This window comes from Stutzerimonas stutzeri (genome assembly GCF_024448715.1).
In the GTDB taxonomy this organism is placed as follows: Bacteria; Pseudomonadota; Gammaproteobacteria; order Pseudomonadales; family Pseudomonadaceae; genus Stutzerimonas; species Stutzerimonas stutzeri_AR.
Genome location: NZ_JAMOHZ010000007.1, coordinates 35,246 through 56,871, shown reverse-complemented (window position 1 = coordinate 56,871; position 21,626 = coordinate 35,246). Strand labels below are relative to the sequence as shown.

Below are 21,626 nucleotides of genomic sequence, written 5' to 3'. Positions count from 1 at the left end.
TCAAAGCCGACGCTGTCCTTGGCCTTTCGCCAATTGATATAGCGATTAGTGAACTCCGCTCGACAGCGCCCATGGCTTGCTGCAGCATTTGCTTGAGCTGGGCTTCGCGATTTTCCTTGTCGGAGATCGACTGACGCAGGGCCTTGAGTTCGATGTAAGCCGCTAACATCCAGCATGACCGCTGAACTCCACGGTCGCTCCCGAATCCGTTGGGAACAAACACAGCAGGGTGGTTTCAGCAGATGCAGTGCCGCCGGATGGTGGCAGCGTATCAGATTCGACGTGCTGCCAGAACTTGCGCTCCAGCTCGATCAAGCGTGCAATCATGCATTCGTCACGCTCGATGCGATGGATCTTCAGGTGCTGACCACCGGAGCACCACTGCAACATTCGCAGTCTGCTTCCGGTCACTGCTAGCTGGTGCATTACCTGCAATTGCACATACTTAGGCACGCCTTCGTTCCAGAGGCGTGCTCCGTTTATGCCGGCTGTTTTGCATTCGAGGATCTGCACATCCTCAGCGCCGATTACCCCCGATCTATATTGGCTAGCATCCAAGACAATCAGTATCGGGGTGCTGCAGCACGGCATTGATACGACGGACCTTATCTTGGTGCGCTTGCTGTAATGCCAGGCCACGATGGGTTTCAGGACTTTGCCCCAATACATTGGCGACTCTTCATCATCTGGATCGGCCTACGGCAACATGGAGTTCCTTCCGGTCTTTTCCATCCACAGATCCAGCTGTGATTTGTAGGGATTCAGGCCTACCGCGGCTGCGGCGTCTGAACTGCGGATGCCCTGCTTGCGGATTTGGAGCCAGTGTTCGCGGGGTAATTCCTTACTACCGAAAGCGGCGCTTTAGTATCGGAGCGGAAGAGCACCTTTTGTTGGGGGAATGAATGGATCGCGCCAAGATGTCCAGCCGCACCAGATTTAAAGTGCACCGGGCTTTCCTGGATGTCCCAGTCCATATCGGCTTCACGCTGCCAGACTTCGATGGGTTGTTTCTGAGATAAGCGATTACCCAGGCCATGCCAAGGTGCTGCGCCGGCGTAGGCCATTGTTTCGATGAGATGTGCCATGTGAGCGTTTTCTTTGGGTGCGAGTCGGCATAAAGCGCTGCGCAACGCGCAGCACACCGATCGGAAAAGTTGGGTTGAGATAGGACTAGCGGAGCCGGATCAGACGGGAAGGTTGAAGCGGTTACCGCAAGCGAGGCGGAGGTTATTGGAGTCTGTGGCAGCGTATGCCGCCCGAGCTGCTGAGAAACTACGGGCGCAGCAATCCATGTGCAAACGCGTGCGTGTGAGCATCCGCACCGGCATGTTCAATCCTTTAATAAGCCCAAGTTTGCCAAGGGGGTGGTCTGTGAACTGCGTTATCCAACGGACGACACCAGATACATTACCCGTGCAGCCATTGCTGGCTGGACCATGTGTATCGAGAGAGCTTTAGTTCAGCAAGGCCGAGTTGCTGCTGATGGACCTCAGGCAGCGCGGCGAATACACCGACGATCTTTTCAACCCGCCGCTTTGGGTCATGGGCGTGCTGGACGCAATCAACGCAAAGTGGGAACGCAATACCCTCAGGCCGGGCCGCGTGCCCATAACGCCAGACTTAGCATGCGACGGGACATGATGAGCCAGAGCTTTACGACACAGATCGATCGGCTCTGGCTAGTGCAGTGTAAATAAGCTTGCTCGTGCTGCGCTCACTGAGCATGCGCGGTGGTGTGCTTGGGGTGGCTCGATTTCGTCCGTGCGGGATACTTTTGGCGGAACGTTTTTGCTCAACCTTTAGTCTCGCGAGGGTCCGCTGCACGAGGATAGGTCCGCTCTTCGTGGAGGACCCCGTCCTTTTTGTGGATTTTCACCGATGCCTTTTTGCCCTCTATAAAGGTACCGGTGATCTTGAGCAACTCATCCTTCGTGCTGGCTGTCTTGGATGAGCAGCTGATCAAGGTCCGTCGGCTCATCGACAGGCGCAACGCACTCGGCAAACGGTACGGGCAACGAGCTCATGCCGATCGACCCACCACTCCCCAGAAATTGCTCCAACACTTATCAGGCAGAAGTCCGACGCCAAAAGGTAATGATCAAAAAAGCTGACATAAACGAGCAGCGCTTGCTGATCATCGTTACGGCGGTGAGAAAGCTTCTGGCCGATGACTATTTCGCCGCGCTGCTACGCAACCAAGATATTCAGGATATGCCTCGGCCTCTAGCCGACCGTATCAACGGCGAGGCAATTTGATGGGACAGGTAAAGCAAGCATTTGAACAGCAGGTTGTTGCGATTCTTTTGGATCGCATCCTATCGACACGCCAAATAGACAAGGGTATCCATGGCAGTAAGAAGTACGCGTCCATTCTTAGCTCAATCCGCGAGCTTGGTGTCGTCGAGCCGTTGGCAGTGCACCCGCAGCCGGTTGCCGAACACAGCGTAGCTTCCTACGTATTGCTCGATGGGCTTCTTCGATTGGAGGCGCTAAAGGAGCTGGGCGGGGTAGAAGCGCTGTGCCTGATATCCACCGATGACGAAGGCTTTACCTACAACCGTCAGATCAATCGATTAACCCCGATTCAAGAGCACAAGATGATACTTGCTGCTCTGAAGAAAGGGATCGATCCCGCACTAGTCGCACGTGTGCTCGTTTTGTTTTCGTCAACTGAACCATTTTTTCGATTGTGTCTTTCAACGCTCGGCGCGCCGACGCACAACTTGAACAGGTTTAATACGGCGTATCCTTACACCTCCGTATCACTGAAAATCTCGACTGCGTATATCCAGCCCTATTAGCAGTGGCGTGAGGTCGCTCAGGCGACCGGCGAGGACGTGGCGTACGCCGCTGGCTGACTCCAGGTGGCCATCGATTCGCAACATCTGCGACTGGATCAATACCCGTCGCTGACGCTCGGCGAGGTCGCGCCAGACCACCACATTGATCATCCCGAATTCGTCTTCGAGGGTGACGAAAATCACTCCGCTGGCGGTTTGTGGGCGTTGGCGGCCAATGACCAAACCGACAACGCTGACCGGGCGGCCGTGCTCGACACCGGCCAGTTCACGCGAGCTGCGACAGCGCCGTGTTCTCAGCTGATCGCGTAGCAGCGCCAGCGGGTGCGGGCCCAGCGTTGTGCCGAGTGTGGCGTAGTCGGTCAGTAGATCTTCACCGGCCGTGGGGAATGGCAGAGCTACAGGTGCTTCCTGTTGCTCGAACTGGCCAACGAATAGCGGCATTTGTGGTTCGATTCCAGCCACCGCCCAGCGCGCTCGATGGCGGTGACCGGCAAGACCGCGCAAGGCGCCGGCGTCGGCCAGTCGTTCACGAGCACGAGCGTCCAATCCAGCGCGCATGCATAGATCACTGACGTCAGTGAATGAGCAAACCTGACGAGCCGTCTCGATGCGTCGCGCATCCTCTTCGCGAAAGCCGCGCACCATACGCATACCCAGGCGGATCGCCGGCTGTTCCTTGCCGTTTGGCTCCAGGCTGCAGTCCCAAGCGCTGTGGCGGACATCCACCGGACGAATCTCCAAGCCGTGGCGGCGGGCGTCCTGAAGAATCTGATCGGGGTTGTAAAAGCCCATCGGCCAGCTGTTGATCAGGGCGCAGGCAAAGGCGGCCGGCTCGTGGCATTTCAGCCAGCAACTGGCGTAGGTGAGCAGGGCGAAGCTGGCGGCATGGGATTCGGGAAAACCGTAGCTGCCGAACCCTTTGATCTGCTCGAAGATGCGTGCGATGAAGTCCGCCTCGTATCCCTTGGCGAGCATGCGTTCGGTAAGTCGGTGGCGGTGGGGTTCCAGGCCACCATGACGCTTCCAGGCGGCCATGGATCGACGCAGTTCGTCGGCTTCGCCGGGCGTGTACTCGGCGGCAACGATCGCCAGCTCCATCACCTGTTCCTGAAAAAGCGGCACACCAAGAGTGCGCTCGAAGACGGGGATCAATTCATCTGACGGATAGTCGACTGGCTCTTCACGATTACGTCGGCGCAGATAGGGGTGAACCATGTCGCCTTGGATCGGGCCCGGGCGCACGATGGCAACTTGGATCACCAGATCGTAGAACTCCTTGGGGCGCAGGCGCGGCAACATGGCCATCTGTGCTCGCGATTCGATCTGGAACACGCCGACAGTGTCGGCGCGGCTGATCATTTCATAGGTGGGCCGGTCATCCTGCGGCAGGGTCGCGATGGTCCATTGCGTGCCGCGATAGTGTTCGATCAGGTTGAAACAGCGGCGTAGCGCACTGAGCATGCCGAGAGCGAGCACATCGACCTTGAGCAAACCGACAACGTCGAGATCGTCCTTGTCCCACTGGATCACGGTGCGCTCGGCCATGCTGGCGTTTTCCACAGGCACCAGGGTTTCCAGCGAATGCTCGGAGATGACGAAGCCGCCGGGATGCTGGGACAGGTGACGGGGAAAGCCGATCAATTCGCCAGTCAACACCAATACCCGGCGTAACACCGGACTGTCAGGATCGAAACCGGCTTCGCGCAATCGCTCGTCGTCGGGAATCCTGTCGCTCCAGCGTCCACAACAATCGGCCAGTGCATTGACTTGGTCCGGAGGTAGGCTGAGCGCCTTGGCTACGTCACGTAAGGCACCGGTGGCGTGATAAGTACTAGCCACGGCAGTCAGCGCGGCTCGATCACGGCCATAGCGGCGAAACACGTACTGAATAACCTCCTCGCGACGCTCGTGCTCGAAGTCGACATCGATGTCCGGCGGCTCGTTGCGTTCGCGGGAGAGGAAGCGTTCGAACAGCAGCCGGCTTCCTTTGCGCATAGGGTCGAGTTCAGTGATGCCTAGCGCGAAGCACACCGTGGAATTGGCAGCCGAGCCGCGTCCCTGGCAGAGAATGTGCTCGTCGCGGGCCCAGCGGACGATGTCGTGGACGGTCAGGAAGTAGCTCTCGTATTCCAGCTCGACGATCAATTTCAGTTCGTGCTCGATCCGCTTCTGAGCTTCGGTCGGCACGCCGTTCGGCCAGCGCCAGCATGCGCCCTGTTCGACCAGCGTGCGCAGCCAGGAAGTGGCGTCGTGCCCGGCGGGCACCAATTCATGGGGGTACTGATAGCGCAACTGGCCGAGGTTGAAGGTACAGCGCGCGGCGATGCGCAATGTCTCGTCGAGCAGGGCCTGTGGATACAGTTCGGCCAGTTCCTCGCGTCGGCGTAGATGACGTTCCCCGCTAGAAAACAGATAACGTCCGGCCTCCGCCACCGGCAGGTGATGGCGAATCGCAGTCATACAGTCCTGCAGCGCGCGGCGACCGCGGGCGTGCATATGCACGTCGCCGCAGGCCACTGCGGGTATGTTCAGACGCGCGGCCAGTGCCTGCCACTGACGCAGGCGCAGCGCATCGTCTGGCCCACGATGCAGCTCGATACCCAGCCAGAGGCGCTTTGGAAATCGTTCGTGTAGCCAGCGACCCTCGTCGTCAGCATCGGGCTGGCGGGCAATCCAGATAGTCAGTAGTCCATCCAGCGGTTCGCTCAAATCTTCAGAGAGAAGCTGATAACGACCTTTCTCGGCGCGGCGGCGGGCTCGGGTGATCAGCCGGCACAAGTTCTCATAACCGGTCAGGTCTTCCACCAGCAGAACCAGCTTTGGTCCACCTTCGATCTGTATTTCGCTGCCGATAATCAACGGCAGGCCAACATCTTTCGAGGCCTGCCACGCCCGTACGATGCCAGATAAGGTGCATTCATCCGTGATGGCAAGGGCTCGGTAGCCAAGCCGGACGGCGCGCTCGAATAATTCTCGGGCACTGGAGGCGCCACGTTGGAAGCTGAAGTTGGACAGGCAATGCAGTTCGACATAGGCGGCTGTCATGCGAACCAGCCGTGCAGCAGCAGCGGCCCTCCAGTGACGGGGCGGAAGGCCCAGCCACGCTGTCCTGCGCGAGTTTCCACCAGGTAATAGTCACGTCGAACATCACCGCCGTCCCACCAGCCAGATTCGATGCGCTCAGGGCCGGCCAGAATGCGCAGCGATGCTTCGTGCAGCGGCTTCGACTCTGCCAGCAACCAGCCGGGGCGCAGGCCAGTGGTTGGTGGAGGCTCGCTCTGAGAGGCATGCTGCGGCTGCCACGCACATTCGGGGCGATGATCGGCCCGGGCGCCGAGCCCCTGCACGGCATCATCGCCCAGCCGGGCGCGCAGGCGCTCCCGTAGCTGCTCCCAGGACAGCGACTGCTGTGGACGCTCGTCGAACAGCTCACGGTGCTGTGGGACGAAGGTCGGCAGCTCGCGCGCAATCAGGCGCACAGACAGTACCGGCGCCGGCAGCTGCAAGTGCTCCAGGCGGCCACGAGTCAGTTCGAACAGCATGGCTGGATCACGCTCGGCGCTGAGCAGGCCGACCGGCACCTGGCTATCGGCCAGGTTGCGGTGCTCCAAATGCAAGGTGAAACGCTGTACACCGCTGTCGCGACCGGCCAGGTAGGCGGCGAAATCGGCGGTCAGACGGCGCAGCGGAAACAGCAGTGCCTGGTGCGACTCGACCTCGAAGTTCAGCTCGATTCGGGCATCGAAGCGGTCTGGTGGCCGGTAGAAATCCAGCGCCAATGGACGATGTTCTAGCAGAGTATCGAGATGCCTCAGCGCTTCTGCGGGAAAACGCCGCGCCAGGCCATCGCGGGGCAGGGCGAGCACCTGCTTTAAGGTCCGAAGACCCATGCGGACAAAAGCGGTCGTCACTTCACGCGACAGGCCGATACGCTCTATCGGCAGTGAGCTCAGTACGCGATGCAGCGTCTCGGTATCCATCACGGCTAGGCCGTCATGCACGTTGGCCAGGACGCGTGCGGCGGCTGGGTTGGGCGCGAGGGTAATACGATGTTGAAAGCCCAGCGCGTCTAACTCCTCGCGCAGACGTGCCTCCAAACGAGGCCAAGGGCCGAATAGGCCGAGACTGGAGTGCACTTCCAGCAGCAGGCAGCGCGGATAGTGCAGGCTGACTTGGGAACTGAAGCCATACCCCCAGGCGGCCAGAAATTTCTGCCAGTGCTCGATTGCCGCGAGGTCATAATCGGCAGTAGCGAAGTCGCGGGTCAGCGCCTGGGCGGCGATTAGCGATTGCCCCGGCTTAAGACCAAGAGCCCGCGCGGCTGGATTGACCGCCTGCAGCACGCGGCGCTGCGGCGTGCCGCTCAAAAGTGCTAGCGGCGCCTCGGCATCGGCGCGGCTGCGCAGCACACCATCCATGGCCAGTTGCGGCAGCAGAATGCAGGCCCAAAGCATGTCCATCTCAGTGCCACGCTGCGGCGGGGATCGGTCGCGCGGGAGCCAGGCCGCCACGACACTTGAGTACTCGCAGCTGCGCTGGCTGAACCTCGACAGCCAAGCGCAGTGCCGCCGGTGAGGGATTGACCGCCTCGCGCAATGGTCGGTAGGCGAAGGCCAGGGTCTGGCCTGTCTCGGCAGCAACCTGTAGGCGGCGCAGGGCGCGATCATCGGCCTGTTGCGGCCAGCACAACACGGCGCCACAACTGCCCGAGCGCAGACATTGCTCGGCAGCCCACAAGGCGTCACGTCCTTGCGCCTTGATGATTATCAACTGACGCAGGTCCACACCGGCGGCCAGCCAGGCGTGGGGGTAGGGAACATGAGGAGGAGCCACCAGCACCACACGCTCACCGCCGATGGTCAACCGTGCCAGAGTCGGCCAGAGCAGGCGCAGCTCGCCGATACCGGTAGTAGCGAAAAGAATTTCACTTAGGGCCGATTCCGGCCAGCCGCCGCCGGGCAACGCTGCGTCCAACGCGGCATGCCCGGTTGGCTGAGTGTTGGGCGATACGACTCTGGTCTGGCCACGCCACAGGCGACGTGCATCAAGTAGATGGGTGAGAGCGACCGCGGATGTCATGGCAATGGAGTAGTCCGAATACTGTATGTGGATACAGTATTTGGCTTGCCCGAAGAACGGTCAAGCTGACGCGATGAAACGCGTATTTGCATGAAGATTTTTCGGCGTATTGCTGACTGGTCTCTGCAAGCTGGATTGCAACTGCCACTCAGTGCTGTGGCCTGGCGAGGTCGTCAGTTGCTCTGAGGGAAATCTGCTACTGATGCTGCCGCACGGAGTGGCTGCGGCTGTTCCTTCTTCGAACAGGCATCCGCTAGCCACCGTATTAAACGAATATTTATACATTTAAAGTACATTAGTATTCGTTATATTTATTCTATTTTCAGGGCACACTCCTGTGACTTCGCTCGATCCTCTTTTCTTGCTTCGGATCCGTCGGGTCGGATAGAGGCTCGGCGTTGAGCTGCCACTTAATTTGCTTTGGAAACGTTATGGCCGATGCTTCTTTAGATGACACCGCTCCGACATACAACTACGCAGTTATCCGTCGTTTCACCCTGATGACGCTGTTCTGGAGTGTCGTTGGGATGGGGATGGGGACCATTATCGCGGCCCAGCTGGTCTGGCCGGAACTCAACCTCGGGTTACCCTGACAAGCTTTGGACGCCTCCGCCCGGTTCACACCAATCTGGTGATATTCGCGTTTGGCGGAGGTGCGCTGTTCGCGACCTCGTTCTACGTCGTGCAACGCACCTGCAGGGTACGGCTGATCTCGGATTGGCTGGCCAACTTCGTTTTCTGGGGTTGGCAGGTTGCGATCGTGGCGATACTGATCAGTTACCCCCTCGGCATCACCTCATCCAAGGAATACGCCGAGATGGAATGGTCCATCGCGTTATGGTTCACGCTGGTTGGGTGGTCTACATGTATCTGTTTTTCGGAACGATCGCGCGGCGACGGACCCAGCACATCTATGTCGCTAACTGGTTTTATGGCGCTTTTATCGTTGTCACGGCGATGGTGCACGTAATCAATCACGCCGCCATTCCGGTGAGTCTGTTCAAGTCCTATTCGTTCTATTCCGGCGCAACGGACGTGATGATCCAGTGGTGGTATGGGCATAGCGTGGTGGGCTTCATTCTTTCCGTAGGTTTCCTCGGGATGATGTATTACTTCGTGCCCAAGCAGGCCGAGCGCCCGGGGTACTCCTATCGGTTATCGATTGTGCATTTCTGGGCAATCATCAGCCTGTACATCTGGGCCGGCCCGCACCACCTGCATTACACCGCACTGCCGGAATGGGCGCAGAACCTGGGCATGGTGATGTCGATCATTCTGCTGGCACCGAGTTGGGGCGGGATGATCAACGGCATGATGACGCTGTCGGGCGCCTGGCATAAATTGCGCACCGATCCGATCCTGCGCTTTTTGGTGGTGTCGCTGGCTTTCTACGGCATGTCCACTTTCGAAGGCCCGATGATGGCGATCAAAACCGTCAACGCCCAGTCCCATTACACCGATTGGACCATCGGCCATGTACACGCCGGTGCCTTGGGGTGGGTCGCCATGATTTCCATCGGAACGCTCTATCACATGGTTCCGGCGCTGTGGAACCGCGAGCGTATGTACAGCGTGCGCCTGATCAACGCGCATTTCTGGCTGGCGACCATAGGTACCGTGTTGTATATCGCCTCGATGTGGGTCAACGGTATTACCCAGGGCCTGATGTGGCGCGCGATCAACGATGACGGCACCTTGACCTATTCATTCGTCGAAGCGCTGAAGCCAGCCATCCAGGCTATATCGTGCGTCTAATCGGCGGTGGAACATTCTTTCTCGGCATGCTTTTGATGGCCTATAACACTTGGCGGACCGTGCGTTTGGCTGCGAACGAAGAGCCAGGCATTGCCGGTGCGGCGGGGCAGGTAGCCTGAGTAAGATTGCGTTGTCCGAGGCGTTTAAAAAATATTCATGGAATAAGCAAATAGCTTCTTATTTTTTATCAATTCGTGGTTGTGTCTAGACTGCCTCCATTACTTTCTGAAGGCATTGCGATGGGCTGCGAATCGATCCGCTGTCTGATATGCCGGTTTGCAGAACCGTATTGCACAACAGGCCCGTAAAACGGCCTGAGCGCAGGTATTGATTCATCCGCGCCGGTTGCCGTGCGGCCGGCTTAACGCAACTGTCATAGAGGAAAAGACATGAGCATTCGTCTCGGCGACATCGCACCCGACTTCGAACAGGATTCCAACGAAGGCCGCATCCATTTCCATGAATGGCTCGGCGATAGCTGGGGCGTGCTGTTTTCCCATCCGGCCGATTTCACGCCGGTGTGCACCACTGAGCTTGGCTTCACCGCCAAGCTGAAAGATGAGTTCGCCAAGCGCAACGTCAAAGCCATCGCGCTCTCGGTGGACCCGGTGGATTCGCATATCAAGTGGATCGATGACATCAACGAGACCCAGAATACGCGGGTCAACTTTCCGATCCTGGCCGACGCCGATCGCAAGGTGTCCGAGCTGTACGACCTGATTCACCCCAACGCCAACGACACCCTGACCGTGCGTTCGCTGTTCGTTATCGACCCGAACAAAAAAGTGCGTCTGACTATTACCTATCCGGCGAGCACTGGACGCAATTTTCACGAGATCCTGCGTGTGATCGATTCGCTGCAACTGACCGATAACCATAAGGTCGCCACGCCCGCCAACTGGCAGGACGGCGACGAAGTAGTGATCGTGCCTTCGCTCAAGGATGAGGAAGAGCTCAAGCAGCGCTTCCCGAAGGGCTACCGCGCGGTGAAGCCTTATCTGCGTATGACGCCACAGCCGAACCGTTGATCGAACGCTGGCAAGCCAGTAGGAATGTCCGAATTCGCGATATAGGCGCAGGGCAGGATACCGGGACGGTCAATGTTTCGATCAAATAGGGGGCGGTGACCACGGTATTCGCACCTGTCGATTGCATCGGGCTGGCTTTGCTTGTGCTAGGAAAATCAGTCGATTAGGATTCGCGCCCGGGTATGGGGCGCGAGTGCTCGCATCACTTCGTCATGACATATCGAATATTGAAGCCCGGCTCGGAAACGGCCGGGCTTTTTCATGTCCCCGGCTCTCAAGATGGTGAGCGGGCCGGTTCTGTTCCTGTGGTTCTGGAATGCAAGTCAAGTTAAAGAGAGGATTGCCATGCGTGAGCGCTTGTTGGCCGCGGAAAAGGTAAAGGCTATCGAGTGGCAGGGCGGGCAGCTGCGTTTGCTCGACCAGCGCAAACTGCCGCTAGAAGAGCTATGGCACACCTACGATTCTGCTGCGGCTGTTGCAACGGCCATTCGTGACATGGTCGTACGCGGTGCTCCTGCGATCGGGATTAGCGCGGCGTATGGGCTGGCTCTCGGGCTCAAGACTCGGCTTGCCGAAGGCGGCGATTGGCGTGCGGCGCTGGAAGACGACTTCAAAGTGCTTGCCGACTCGCGTCCGACCGCCGTCAATCTGTTCTGGGCGCTGAATCAGATGCGTGAGCGGCTGGATCGGCTGAAACCAGGCGAAGATCCACTGATGGCTGCCGAGGCCCAGGCGGCTTCCATTCACGCGAGCGATCGCGAAGCCAATCTCACCATGGCGCAGTTCGGCGTCGACCTGATCCGCAAGCACCAAGGCAATCAGCAAAACCTGCTCACTCATTGCAACACTGGCGCACTCGCTACGGGTGGCTTTGGAACCGCGCTTGGCGTGATCCGTGCAGCGCATCTGGAAGGGCTTGTCGAGTGCGTTTACGCCGATGAAACCCGCCCCTGGCTGCAGGGCTCCCGCCTGACGGCATGGGAGCTGGCGGGTGAAGGTGTGCCTGTGACGCTGAATGCCGATTCGTCCGCGGCGCATCTGATGAAAACGCGCGGCATTACTTGGGTGATTGTGGGTGCTGACCGGATCACCGCCAATGGCGATGTCGCCAACAAGATCGGGACCTACCAGCTCGCCGTGCTTGCCATGCACCATGGCGTGCGGTTCATGGTTGTGGCGCCCAGCTCGACCATCGACATGGAATTGGAAACCGGAGACGACATACCCATCGAGGAGCGCTCAGGCATCGAATTGCTGGAGGTCAATGGTCAGCGATTCGTAGCGGATGTCGATGCGTTCAACCCGGTATTCGATGTAACACCTGCCGATCTGATCGATGCCATCGTGACCGAGAAAGGCATCGTGGAGCGTCCGAACGCCGCCAAGCTCGCTGCTCTGATGAGCCGTAAGCGGCTGCATTAGAGGCGAAAGGACGAGTAAAGAGGCTGGAAGCTGGAAAACTGGACGGAAGCGTTAAGGCCTTGTGTCCTTCCGGTAAATGAACGAGCGGCACGGATCGAGTGCTTTCTTCGTTACGCCTACAGCCTCCAGCGGCATGCCGCCTTGTGATACCATTCCGCGCTTAATCGCAGGACCCTGCTGACTATAAGGAACCAGGCTTCCATGGGCGAACTGGCCAAAGAAATCCTCCCGGTCAATATCGAAGACGAACTCAAGCAGTCCTACCTCGACTACGCCATGAGCGTAATCGTCGGACGAGCGCTGCCGGATGCGCGCGACGGATTGAAGCCCGTGCATCGCCGTGTGCTTTTTGCCATGAGCGAGCTGGGTAACGACTGGAACAAGCCATACAAGAAATCCGCCCGCGTGGTTGGTGATGTGATCGGTAAATACCATCCCCACGGTGATTCCGCGGTCTATGACACCATTGTGCGGATGGCGCAGCCATTCTCGCTGCGCTACCTGCTGGTCGACGGTCAGGGCAACTTCGGTTCCGTCGATGGTGACAGCGCCGCCGCCATGCGTTACACCGAAGTGCGTATGTCCAAGCTGGCGCATGAACTGCTGGCCGACCTGCACAAGGAAACCGTGGACTGGGTGCCCAACTATGACGGCACCGAGCAGATCCCCGCGGTCATGCCGACCAAGATCCCGAACCTGCTTGTCAACGGCTCCAGCGGTATCGCCGTGGGCATGGCGACCAACATCCCGCCGCACAACCTCGGTGAAGTTATCGATGGCTGCTTGGCGCTGATCGCCAATCCCAATATCAGTATCGACGAACTGATGCAGTTCATTCCGGGACCCGACTTTCCTACCGCCGGCATCATCAACGGCCGTGCCGGTATCGTCGAGGCGTACCGTACCGGTCGCGGGCGCATCTACATGCGTGCCCGCTCGACCATCGAGGACATCGACAAGGTCGGCGGCCGCCAGCAGATCGTCATTACCGAGCTGCCCTATCAGCTGAACAAGGCACGTCTGATTGAAAAGATCGCCGAGCTGGTAAAAGAGAAGAAGCTCGAAGGCATCACCGAGCTGCGCGACGAGTCCGACAAGGACGGCATGCGCGTGGTAATCGAGCTGCGCCGCGGCGAGGTGCCGGAGGTCATTCTCAACAACCTCTACGCCCAGACCCAGCTGCAGAGCGTGTTCGGCATCAACGTGGTGGCACTGGTCGATGGCCAGCCCCGCACAATGAACCTCAAGGAGCTGCTCGAAGCCTTCGTTCGACATCGCCGTGAAGTCGTCACCCGCCGTACGGTCTTCGAGCTGCGCAAGGCGCGTGAGCGCGGGCACATCCTAGAAGGGCAGGCGGTTGCACTTTCCAACATCGATCCGGTCATCGCTCTGATCAAGGCTTCGCCGACCCCGGCAGAAGCCAAGGAAGCCCTGATCGCGACCGCCTGGGAATCCACGGCGGTGGAAGCCATGGTCGAGCGCGCGGGAGCCGATGCCTGCCGTCCGGAGGATCTCGACCCGCAATACGGTCTGCGTGACGGACGTTACTACCTGTCGCCGGAGCAGGCTCAGGCCATTCTCGATCTGCGTCTACACCGCCTAACCGGCCTCGAGCATGAAAAGCTGCTCAGCGAATACAAGGAAATCCTCGACCAGATCGGCGAGTTGATTCGCATCCTGACCAGCCCGGTTCGCCTGATGGAAGTCATCTGTGAAGAGCTAGAGGGCGTCAAGGCCGAGTTCGGTGATGCACGTCGTACCGAAATCCTCGATGCACGCCTGGACCTGACCCTGGCCGACCTGATCACCGAAGAAGAGCGCGTCGTCACCATTTCCCACGGCGGCTACGCCAAGTCACAGCCGTTGGCGGCCTATCAGGCCCAGCGTCGCGGTGGACGTGGCAAGGCGGCCACCGGGGTGAAGGAAGAGGATTACGTCGAGCATCTGCTGGTCGCCAACAGCCATACCACGCTTTTGCTGTTCTCCAGCAAGGGCAAGGTGTACTGGCTCAAGACCTACGAGATTCCCGAAGCTTCGCGTACCTCGCGCGGCCGTCCGCTGGTCAACCTGCTGCCGCTGTCCGAAGGCGAGCACATCACTGCCATGCTGCAGGTCGATATCGAGGCTGCGCGTAAGCAGCAGCTGAACGACGATGACGATGTCGAAGATGCGGAGATCATCAGCGAAACCGATGAAGCGGAAGAGTTGCTCGACGGCGAGGATTCCGATGAGTCGGCAGACGAGCCGACCGGCACCTACATCTTCATGGCGACCGCCAAGGGCACCGTGAAGAAGACCCCGCTTTCGCAATTCAGCCGCCCACGTAGCGTCGGACTTATCGCGCTCGGCTTGGAAGAGGGCGATACGCTGATCGCCGCTGCGGTTACCGACGGTGCGCGTGAGGTCATGCTGTTCTCCGACGGCGGAAAGGTAATCCGCTTCAAAGAAAAGCACGTGCGCACAATGGGCCGTACCGCTCGTGGCGTTCGTGGCATGCGCCTGCCGGAAGGTCAGCGTTTGATTTCCATGCTGATTCCCGAGCCCGATGCCCAGATTCTCACCGCGAGCCTCAATGGCTACGGCAAGCGCACGGTGATCGGCGAGTTCCCTCGCCGCGGTCGTGGTGGTCAGGGCGTGATTGCGATGGTGAGCAACGAGCGTAACGGCCGACTGGTCGGAGCCGTTCAGGTGCAATCGGGCGAGGAAATCATGCTGATTTCCGATCAAGGTACGTTGGTGCGTACGCGCGTCGACGAAGTGTCGTCTTTGGGCCGTAATACACAGGGCGTCACCTTGATCAAACTGGGCAAGAACGAACACCTTGTCGGTCTCGAGCGGGTTCAGGAGCCCTCCGAGGAGGATGTTCTCGAAGATATCGAGGCGGTTATCGACGAGGAGGCATTGGACAAGGAAATGCCCGTTGTCAGCACCGAGCCCAGCGAAGACGAGTTGCTTGGGGGAGGTGGAGACGTTCCGCCAGACGTAGTGCCTACCGACGACGATTGATCGAGCGGCGGCGCTGCCTTCACGGGCTTCGCCGCCGTTTTGCTGTGGATCCCTGCTGCGGATGAAGGAATAGCGAGCGCTGGACCCGGCTTCATGGCCGCGTACGGAGCGAGCATAGTATCGACCGTTTTTGAGAGAACGAAGATGAGCAAACGCGCGTTTAATTTCTGTGCCGGCCCGGCCGCGCTTCCCGAGGCTGTGCTGCAGCGTGCCCAGGCCGAACTCCTCGACTGGCAAGGTCGTGGCCTGTCCGTCATGGAAATGAGCCATCGCAGCGACGAATACACGGCCATTGCGGAAAAGGCCGAACAGGATCTGCGCGATCTGCTGAACATTCCCTCCAATTACAAGGTGCTGTTTCTGCAGGGCGGCGCCAGCCAGCAGTTTGCTGAAATTCCGCTGAATCTACTGCCCGAAAATGGCGTTGCCGATTACATCGATACTGGCATCTGGTCGCGCAAGGGCATCGAAGAGGCCAAGCGTTTTGGTCAGATCAACGTGGCCGCCAGTGCCAAACCTTATGATTATTTCGCTATTCCTGGGCAGAACGAATGGGCACTCAGCGCCAACGCGGCCTACCTACATTACGCCAGTAACGAAACCATTGGCGGGCTGCAATTCGACTGGGTGCCGGAGCTTGGCGACACGCCACTCGTAGTCGATATGTCGTCCGACATCCTCTCGCGTCGGCTGGACGTTTCCCGCTTCGGTCTGATCTACGCCGGCGCGCAGAAGAACATCGGTCCATCGGGTCTGGTAGTGGTGATTGTTCGCGAGGACTTGTTAGGTCACGCACGTTCCAACTGCCCGACCATGCTCAACTACAAAATCGCCGCCGACAATGGCTCTATGTACAACACGCCAGCGACTTTTTCCTGGTATCTCTCTGGCCTGGTATTCGAGTGGCTGAAGGAGCAGGGCGGGGTAGAGGCGATGGAGCAGCGCAACCGTGTCAAGAAAGACCTGCTCTACAGCGTAATTGATTCCAGCGATTTCTATTCCAATCCGATCGCGAGCAATGCCCGGTCATGGATGAACGTACCGTTCAGGCTCGCTGATGAACAGCTGGATAAGGTGTTTCTGGCCGGTGCCGATGCGCGCGGCTTGCTCAACCTCAAAGGTCACCGTTCAGTAGGTGGCATGCGTGCCTCTATCTATAACGCAGTAGGTCTGGATGCAGTCGAAGCGCTGGTCGCCTACATGCGTGAATTCGAGAAGGAGCACGGCTGATGAGCGATGGCGATCGGCTGAAGGCGCTGCGTGTACGCATCGACACTCTCGACGAGAAGATTCTCGAGCTGATCAGCGAGCGCGCCCGTTGTGCCCAAGACGTGGCTCGGGTCAAAACCGCATCGCTGGCAGAAGGCGAGGAGGCGGTGTTCTATCGCCCTGAACGTGAAGCCTGGGTGCTCAAGCACATCATGGAGTTGAACAACGGGCCGCTGGGCAACGAGGAAATGGCGCGCCTGTTCCGCGAGATCATGTCTTCCTGCCTGGCGCTGGAGCAGCCGCTACGCGTCGCTTACTTGGGACCTGAGGGTACCTTTTCCCAAGCTGCAGCGCTCAAGCACTTTGGTCAGGCGGTGATCAGCAAGCCGATGGCGGCGATCGATGAAGTATTCCGTGAGGTGGTCGCCGGAGCGGTCAATTTCGGCGTGGTGCCGGTAGAAAACTCTACCGAAGGCGCCGTCAATCACACCCTCGACAGCTTTCTCGAGCATGACATCGTCATCTGCGGCGAAGTCGAGTTACGGATTCATCACCATTTGTTGGTTGGTGAAACGACCAAGACCGATCGCATCACCCGAATTTACTCTCATGCGCAATCGCTGGCGCAGTGTCGCAAGTGGTTGGATGCCCATTATCCGAACGTCGAACGTGTCGCTGTTTCCAGCAATGCCGACGCCGCCAAGCGCGTAAAGAGCGAATGGAATTCCGCTGCGATCGCTGGCGATATGGCGGCGCAGCTGTACGGTCTGACAAAGATTGCCGAGAAGATCGAAGATCGTCCGGATAATTCCACGCGCTTTCTCATCATCGGTAGCCAGGAAGTACCGCCTACCGGTGACGATAAGACCTCGATCATTGTTTCCATGCGCAACAAACCGGGTGCGCTGCATGAGTTGCTGATGCCGTTCCATTCCAATGGCATTGATCTCACGCGGATCGAGACCCGGCCGTCGCGCAGCGGCAAATGGACCTATGTATTCTTCATTGATTGCATTGGCCATCATCAGGATCCCCTGATCAAGGACGTACTGGAGAAGATTGGCCGCGAAGCGGTGGCGTTGAAGGTGCTGGGGTCCTATCCGAAGGCGGTACTCTAAGAAAAAGCAGCTGGAAGTCGGAAGCTGGAAGCTGGAAGCCGAGAGCAATGCTGGATTGCTTCGAGTTTCGGGTTTCAAGCTTCGAGCTTCCAGCTCCAGCGGAGCTGAATATGAGTTGTGATTTCCTCGCTCTGGCGCAGCCAGGCGTGCAGAAACTGTCGCCTTACGTGCCAGGCAAGCCGGTCGATGAGTTGGCTCGCGAGCTGAACCTGAATCCGCTCACCATCGTCAAACTGGCCAGCAATGAAAACCCGCTGGGTCCTAGTCCGAAGGTCATCGAGGCGATCAAAGCGCAGCTCGACGAGTTGACCCGCTATCCCGATGGCAACGGTTTCGTGCTCAAGCAGAAACTGGCCGAGCGATATGGCGTCGGCATCGAGCAGGTGACGCTCGGCAACGGTTCCAACGATATCCTCGAACTTGTCGCGCGCGCCTATCTCGCGCCAGGGCTCAACGCGGTTTTCAGTGAGCATGCGTTCGCGGTTTACCCTATCGCGACTCAGGCTGTGGGCGCGCAAGCGAAGGCTGTTCCAGCCCGGCAGTGGGGGCATGATCTTGATGCCATGCTTGCGGCTATCGATGAGAACACTCGTGTAGTGTTCATCGCCAATCCCAACAATCCCACCGGCACCTGGTTTGACGCCGATGCGCTGGGCAGTTTTCTTTCCAGCGTGCCCGAACATGTCTTGATTGTATTGGACGAGGCTTATATCGAGTACGCCGAGGGCGGCGAGCTGCCGGATGGCCTGGCGTTCCTGGTCGCACATTCCAATCTGCTGGTTTCGCGAACCTTCTCCAAAGCCTATGGGCTGGCTGCGCTGCGCGTGGGTTATGCGATCTGTTCTGCGCGGATTGCCGATGTGCTGAATCGGGTGCGCCAACCGTTCAATGTCAATAGCCTAGCGCTCGCAGCGGCTTGCGCAGCGCTCGATGATCCTTGCTATCTGACTGAGAGCAGGGCTTGCAATACCGCCGGTATGCTCCAGCTCGAGGCGGGTTTCAGGCAGCTGGGGCTGGACTGGATTCCCTCGAAGGGCAACTTCATTGCGGTCGATTTTGGTCGTGACGCGGCGCCAATAAATCAAGCACTTCTGCGCGATGGGGTTATCGTGCGGCCGGTCGCAGGTTATGGAATGCCGACGTTTCTGAGAGTTTCTATCGGCACTGAAGCGGAAAATGCCCGTTTTCTGGATGTTCTTCGCAAGGTGCTCGGACGTTGAGTCGAGACGTTGAGCTGCGCTCCGGCGTGCCGCTGGTACACCGTCTGGTCGTTGTCGGCCTCGGACTCATTGGTGGCTCATTCGCCAAGGGTCTGCGTGAGCGCGGGCTCTGTGGCGAAGTGGTCGGTTTCGATCTTGATCCACGTTCCCGTGAGCTTGCTGTCGAGCTCGGTGTGGTGGATCGCTGCGCGAATAATCTAGCGGAGGCCTGCGAGGGGGCGGATGTCATTCAGCTGGCCGTGCCGATCCTGGCGATGGAGCGGTTGCTGGCGGAGCTCGCCATGCTCGATCTCGGCGATGCAGTGCTTACTGATGTTGGCAGCGCTAAAGGCAACGTGGTGCGCTGTGCTGGTGAAGTGTTCGGTCGGATGCCACAGCGTTTCGTGCCGGGCCACCCGATAGCCGGCTCGGAACAGAGTGGTGTTACTGCTGCCAAAAGCACGCTTTTTCGACGGCACAAGGTCATCCTGACGCCCTTGCAAGACACCGATCCTGCTGCGTTATCGCTTGTCGACAGCTTGTGGCGCGCTCTGGAGGCTGATGTCGAGCACATGGAGGTTCGGCATCATGACGAAGTCTTGGCGGCTACCAGTCACCTACCGCACCTGTTGGCGTTCGGCTTGGTGGACTCGCTGGCCAAGCGGAACGAGAATCTCGAAATATTCCGTTATGCGGCAGGTGGGTTTCGTGATTTCACCCGTATAGCGGGTAGTGATCCAGTGATGTGGCATGACATATTTCTCGCCAATCGCGAGGCGGTGCTGCATACCTTGGACGATTTCCGTGCTGACCTCGACGCACTGCGCGCCGCGGTCGAGGAAGGAGGCGGGCATACATTATTGGGCGTGTTCACGCGCGCCAAGGCTGCCCGAGAACATTTCAGCAAAATACTGGCTCGCAGAGCCTATGTGGACGTTATGCATTCCAATGATCTGATCTTCCTAGCCAATCCTGGTGGCAGCCTGAACGGCCAGCTTCGTGTGCCCGGCGACAAGTCCATTTCCCATCGTTCCATCATGCTCGGCTCGCTGGCCGAGGGGACGACAGAGGTGGAGGGCTTCCTCGAAGGCGAGGACGCGCTCGCCACCATCCAGGCATTCCGCGACATGGGCGTAGTCATCGAAGGTCCGAGCCAGGGCCGCGTAACCGTTCATGGCGTTGGTCTGCATGGCCTGAAGCCGCCGCCAGGCCCGATCTATCTCGGCAACTCTGGTACCTCGATGCGCCTGCTGTCCGGCCTGCTGGCGGCGCAGCCGTTCGACTCCACCCTGACCGGTGATGCCTCTTTGACCAAGCGCCCGATGAACCGTGTCGCCAAGCCTTTGCGCGAAATGGGGGCCGTGATCGAGACGGCGGACGAAGGTCGTCCGCCCTTGACCATTCGCGGTGGCCAGAAACTTTCAGGTATGCACTATGAAATGCCGATGGCCAGCGCACAGGTGAAGTCTTGCCTGCTCTTGGCTGGCCTTTACGCGGCGGAAAAGACCTCCGTTACCGAGCCGGCGCCAACGCGCGATCACACCGAGCGGATGCTGCAAGGCTTCGGCTATCCGGTACAGGTCGAGGGCAGCACGGCTGCCGTCGAGTCCGGCCATACGTTGCGTGCTACCCATATCGAAGTGCCGGCGGATATTTCTTCCTCGGCTTTCTTTATGGTCGCGGCGAGCATCGCGCCGGGATCAGATATCACCCTTGAGCACGTTGGCGTCAACCCGACGCGTACCGGCGTTATCGATATCCTCAGGCTCATGGGAGCCAATATAGAGCTGACCAATCAGCGGGAAGTGGGTGGCGAACCGGTTGCGGATATCCGAGTGCGCGCCGCTCGGCTCAAGGGGGTTGATATTCCGGAAGATCTCGTCCCGCTGGCCATCGATGAGTTCCCGGTGCTATTCGTTGCCGCGGCCTGCGCTGAAGGTCGGACCACTTTGCGTGGCGCGGAGGAATTAAGGGTCAAGGAGTCCGACCGTATCCAAGTCATGGCCGATGGTCTGCAAACGCTGGGTGTGAAGGCTACACCGACTCCGGATGGGATTATCATCGAGGGTGGCGGCACCATCGGCGGCGGCGAGGTTTGGGCGCACGGCGATCACCGCATCGCGATGTCCTTCAGCGTTGCGGCGCTTCGATCCAGTGCGCCGATACGCATCCACGATTGCGCCAACGTGGCCACTTCGTTTCCGAATTTCCTCTCGCTGGCCGAAAAGGTCGGAATGCGGGTAGGCGTGGAGAGTAGTTCATGATCAGGCAGGTCCCGGTTATTACCATCGACGGCCCGAGCGGGTCCGGCAAGGGCACGGTTGCGGCACTGTTGGCGGCTAAGCTGGGATGGAATTTTCTCGATTCCGGTGCGCTTTACCGCTTGCTTGCTTTCGCCGCGCGCAACCATGGAGTCGACCTGACCAACGAGGAGGCGCTCCAACTACTGGCGGCTCATCTGGATGTGCAATTCGGTGCAGCCAAAGACGGCCATGGCATGGAGATCATCCTTGAGGGAGAGGAGGTCACCAATGCCATTCGTAACGAGCAGGTCGGTGCCGGCGCCTCTCAAGTTGCCGCGTTGTCGGTTGTGCGCGATGCGCTGCTGCAGCGTCAGAAGGCGTTTCGTGAACCGCCAGGCCTTGTGGCCGATGGCCGGGACATGGGAACAGTGGTATTCCCCGACGCATCGTTAAAAATATTTCTCACCGCCAGTGCCGAGGAAAGGGCACACCGCCGCTTCCTGCAGTTGAAGGCCAAAGGTGATGATGTTAATCTCGCGAGTCTTCTCGATGAGATACGGGCGCGTGATGAGCGCGATACCCGGCGTGAAGTGGCTCCGCTGAAGCCAGCAGACGATGCGGTACAGCTGGATTCTACGGATCTCTCTATCGAGCAGGTGCTAGGACAGATTCTGAGCGAAGTCGCCAAGCGAGATTTCGCCTGAAGAACGACCGCCGAGAGGCGGCCCGACGGTCTCTCGATATCGAGGGCTGTTAGCAAGGAGGC

At 59.0% G+C, this 21,626-nt stretch carries 11 protein-coding genes and 7 pseudogenes; 12 read left to right on the top strand and 6 right to left on the bottom strand.

The window, feature by feature from the left end; genetic code table 11:
* Window positions 1-162: 162 nt before the first annotated feature.
* A pseudogene (locus NAV33_RS15845) lies at window positions 163-765 on the bottom strand (YqaJ viral recombinase family protein).
* A 77-nt stretch (window positions 766-842) separates the two neighbouring features.
* A pseudogene (locus NAV33_RS15840) lies at window positions 843-1,085 on the bottom strand (DUF932 domain-containing protein); the annotation flags it as partial.
* An 85-nt stretch (window positions 1,086-1,170) separates the two neighbouring features.
* On the opposite strand from NAV33_RS15840, the pseudogene NAV33_RS15835 reads away from it, so the two are divergent.
* Window positions 1,171-1,697, top strand: a pseudogene (locus NAV33_RS15835) (DUF4113 domain-containing protein); the annotation flags it as partial.
* 95 nt (window positions 1,698-1,792) lie between these two features.
* Here the strand turns inward: NAV33_RS15835 and NAV33_RS15830 are convergent.
* Window positions 1,793-1,951: pseudogene (locus NAV33_RS15830) on the bottom strand (DUF2188 domain-containing protein); the annotation flags it as partial.
* Between NAV33_RS15830 and NAV33_RS15825 the strand changes: the two are divergent.
* Window positions 1,950-2,256, top strand: a pseudogene (locus tag NAV33_RS15825) (chromosome partitioning protein ParB); the annotation flags it as partial. The pseudogenes NAV33_RS15830 and NAV33_RS15825 overlap by 2 nt on opposite strands.
* A pseudogene (locus tag NAV33_RS15820) lies at window positions 2,256-2,654 on the top strand (ParB N-terminal domain-containing protein); the annotation flags it as partial. The pseudogenes NAV33_RS15825 and NAV33_RS15820, both read left to right, overlap by 1 nt.
* 108 nt (window positions 2,655-2,762) lie before the next feature.
* Here NAV33_RS15820 and NAV33_RS15815 read toward each other — a convergent pair.
* From NAV33_RS15815 to imuA, 3 genes are read right to left on the bottom strand one after another with little or no spacing between them, the layout of a single operon-like run.
* Window positions 2,763-5,846 carry an error-prone DNA polymerase gene (locus NAV33_RS15815; RefSeq protein ID WP_255981751.1) on the bottom strand — a complete coding sequence of 1,028 codons (3,084 nt, stop codon included), beginning with the start codon at window positions 5,844-5,846 and terminating at the stop codon, window positions 2,763-2,765.
* Window positions 5,843-7,255, bottom strand: coding sequence for a Y-family DNA polymerase (locus tag NAV33_RS15810; protein ID WP_255981748.1), 1,413 nt, complete (start codon window positions 7,253-7,255; stop codon window positions 5,843-5,845). The genes NAV33_RS15815 and NAV33_RS15810 overlap by 4 nt, the downstream gene beginning before the upstream one ends.
* Before the next feature lie 7 nt (window positions 7,256-7,262).
* Window positions 7,263-7,880: a translesion DNA synthesis-associated protein ImuA gene (gene imuA / locus NAV33_RS15805; RefSeq protein WP_255981745.1), complete on the bottom strand. Its 618-nt coding sequence runs from the start codon at window positions 7,878-7,880 to the stop codon at window positions 7,263-7,265.
* Between the two features lie 431 nt (window positions 7,881-8,311).
* Here imuA and ccoN point away from each other — a divergent pair.
* The 9 genes and pseudogenes from ccoN (at window position 8,312) to cmk (ending at window position 21,564) form a co-directional block, all read left to right on the top strand.
* Window positions 8,312-9,754, top strand: a pseudogene (gene ccoN / locus NAV33_RS15800) (cytochrome-c oxidase, cbb3-type subunit I).
* 270 nt (window positions 9,755-10,024) lie between these two features.
* Window positions 10,025-10,663 carry a peroxiredoxin gene (locus NAV33_RS15795; RefSeq protein ID WP_255981742.1) on the top strand — a complete coding sequence of 213 codons (639 nt, stop codon included), beginning with the start codon at window positions 10,025-10,027 and terminating at the stop codon, window positions 10,661-10,663.
* A gap of 345 nt (window positions 10,664-11,008) precedes the next feature.
* Window positions 11,009-12,085 (top strand): S-methyl-5-thioribose-1-phosphate isomerase, encoded by a 1,077-nt coding sequence (mtnA, locus tag NAV33_RS15790; protein ID WP_255981739.1) that lies wholly within the window; start codon window positions 11,009-11,011, stop codon window positions 12,083-12,085.
* 201 nt (window positions 12,086-12,286) lie between these two features.
* A complete protein-coding gene (gene gyrA, locus NAV33_RS15785) occupies window positions 12,287-15,091 on the top strand; it encodes a DNA gyrase subunit A (protein ID WP_255981737.1) in 2,805 nt (934 codons plus the stop codon).
* 144 nt (window positions 15,092-15,235) lie between these two features.
* Complete coding sequence (serC, locus tag NAV33_RS15780; RefSeq protein WP_255981734.1) at window positions 15,236-16,321, top strand: 3-phosphoserine/phosphohydroxythreonine transaminase; 1,086 nt, start codon at window positions 15,236-15,238, stop codon at window positions 16,319-16,321.
* Entirely contained in the window at window positions 16,321-17,418 is a 1,098-nt protein-coding gene (gene pheA, locus NAV33_RS15775) for a prephenate dehydratase (RefSeq protein ID WP_255981731.1), read from the top strand. Before serC ends, pheA begins: the two co-directional genes overlap by 1 nt.
* Before the next feature lie 110 nt (window positions 17,419-17,528).
* On the top strand, window positions 17,529-18,638 hold the full coding sequence (hisC, locus tag NAV33_RS15770) for a histidinol-phosphate transaminase (RefSeq protein WP_255981728.1): 1,110 nt from the start codon (window positions 17,529-17,531) through the stop codon (window positions 18,636-18,638).
* The gene (locus tag NAV33_RS15765) at window positions 18,635-20,881 is read left to right on the top strand and encodes a bifunctional prephenate dehydrogenase/3-phosphoshikimate 1-carboxyvinyltransferase (protein WP_255981725.1); all 2,247 of its coding nucleotides are present in this window, start codon (window positions 18,635-18,637) and stop codon (window positions 20,879-20,881) included. Before hisC ends, NAV33_RS15765 begins: the two co-directional genes overlap by 4 nt.
* Window positions 20,878-21,564 (top strand): (d)CMP kinase, encoded by a 687-nt coding sequence (gene cmk, locus NAV33_RS15760; protein WP_255981723.1) that lies wholly within the window; start codon window positions 20,878-20,880, stop codon window positions 21,562-21,564. The genes NAV33_RS15765 and cmk overlap by 4 nt, the downstream gene beginning before the upstream one ends.
* Window positions 21,565-21,626: the final 62 nt, after the last annotated feature.

Bases quoted from the DNA above. Each gene is read 5' to 3' on its own strand.
- cmk (WP_255981723.1), top strand. From the start codon at position 20,878: ATGATCAGGCAGGTCCCGGTTATTACCATCGACGGCCCGAGCGGGTCC.
- hisC (WP_255981728.1), top strand. From the start codon at position 17,529: ATGAGTTGTGATTTCCTCGCTCTGGCGCAGCCAGGCGTGCAGAAACTG.
- imuA (WP_255981745.1), bottom strand. From the start codon at position 7,880: ATGACATCCGCGGTCGCTCTCACCCATCTACTTGATGCACGTCGCCTG.
- gyrA (WP_255981737.1), top strand. From the start codon at position 12,287: ATGGGCGAACTGGCCAAAGAAATCCTCCCGGTCAATATCGAAGACGAA.
- NAV33_RS15810 (WP_255981748.1), bottom strand. From the start codon at position 7,255: ATGCTTTGGGCCTGCATTCTGCTGCCGCAACTGGCCATGGATGGTGTG.
- mtnA (WP_255981739.1), top strand. From the start codon at position 11,009: ATGCGTGAGCGCTTGTTGGCCGCGGAAAAGGTAAAGGCTATCGAGTGG.
- pheA (WP_255981731.1), top strand. From the start codon at position 16,321: ATGAGCGATGGCGATCGGCTGAAGGCGCTGCGTGTACGCATCGACACT.
- serC (WP_255981734.1), top strand. From the start codon at position 15,236: ATGAGCAAACGCGCGTTTAATTTCTGTGCCGGCCCGGCCGCGCTTCCC.
- NAV33_RS15795 (WP_255981742.1), top strand. From the start codon at position 10,025: ATGAGCATTCGTCTCGGCGACATCGCACCCGACTTCGAACAGGATTCC.
- NAV33_RS15815 (WP_255981751.1), bottom strand. From the start codon at position 5,846: ATGACAGCCGCCTATGTCGAACTGCATTGCCTGTCCAACTTCAGCTTC.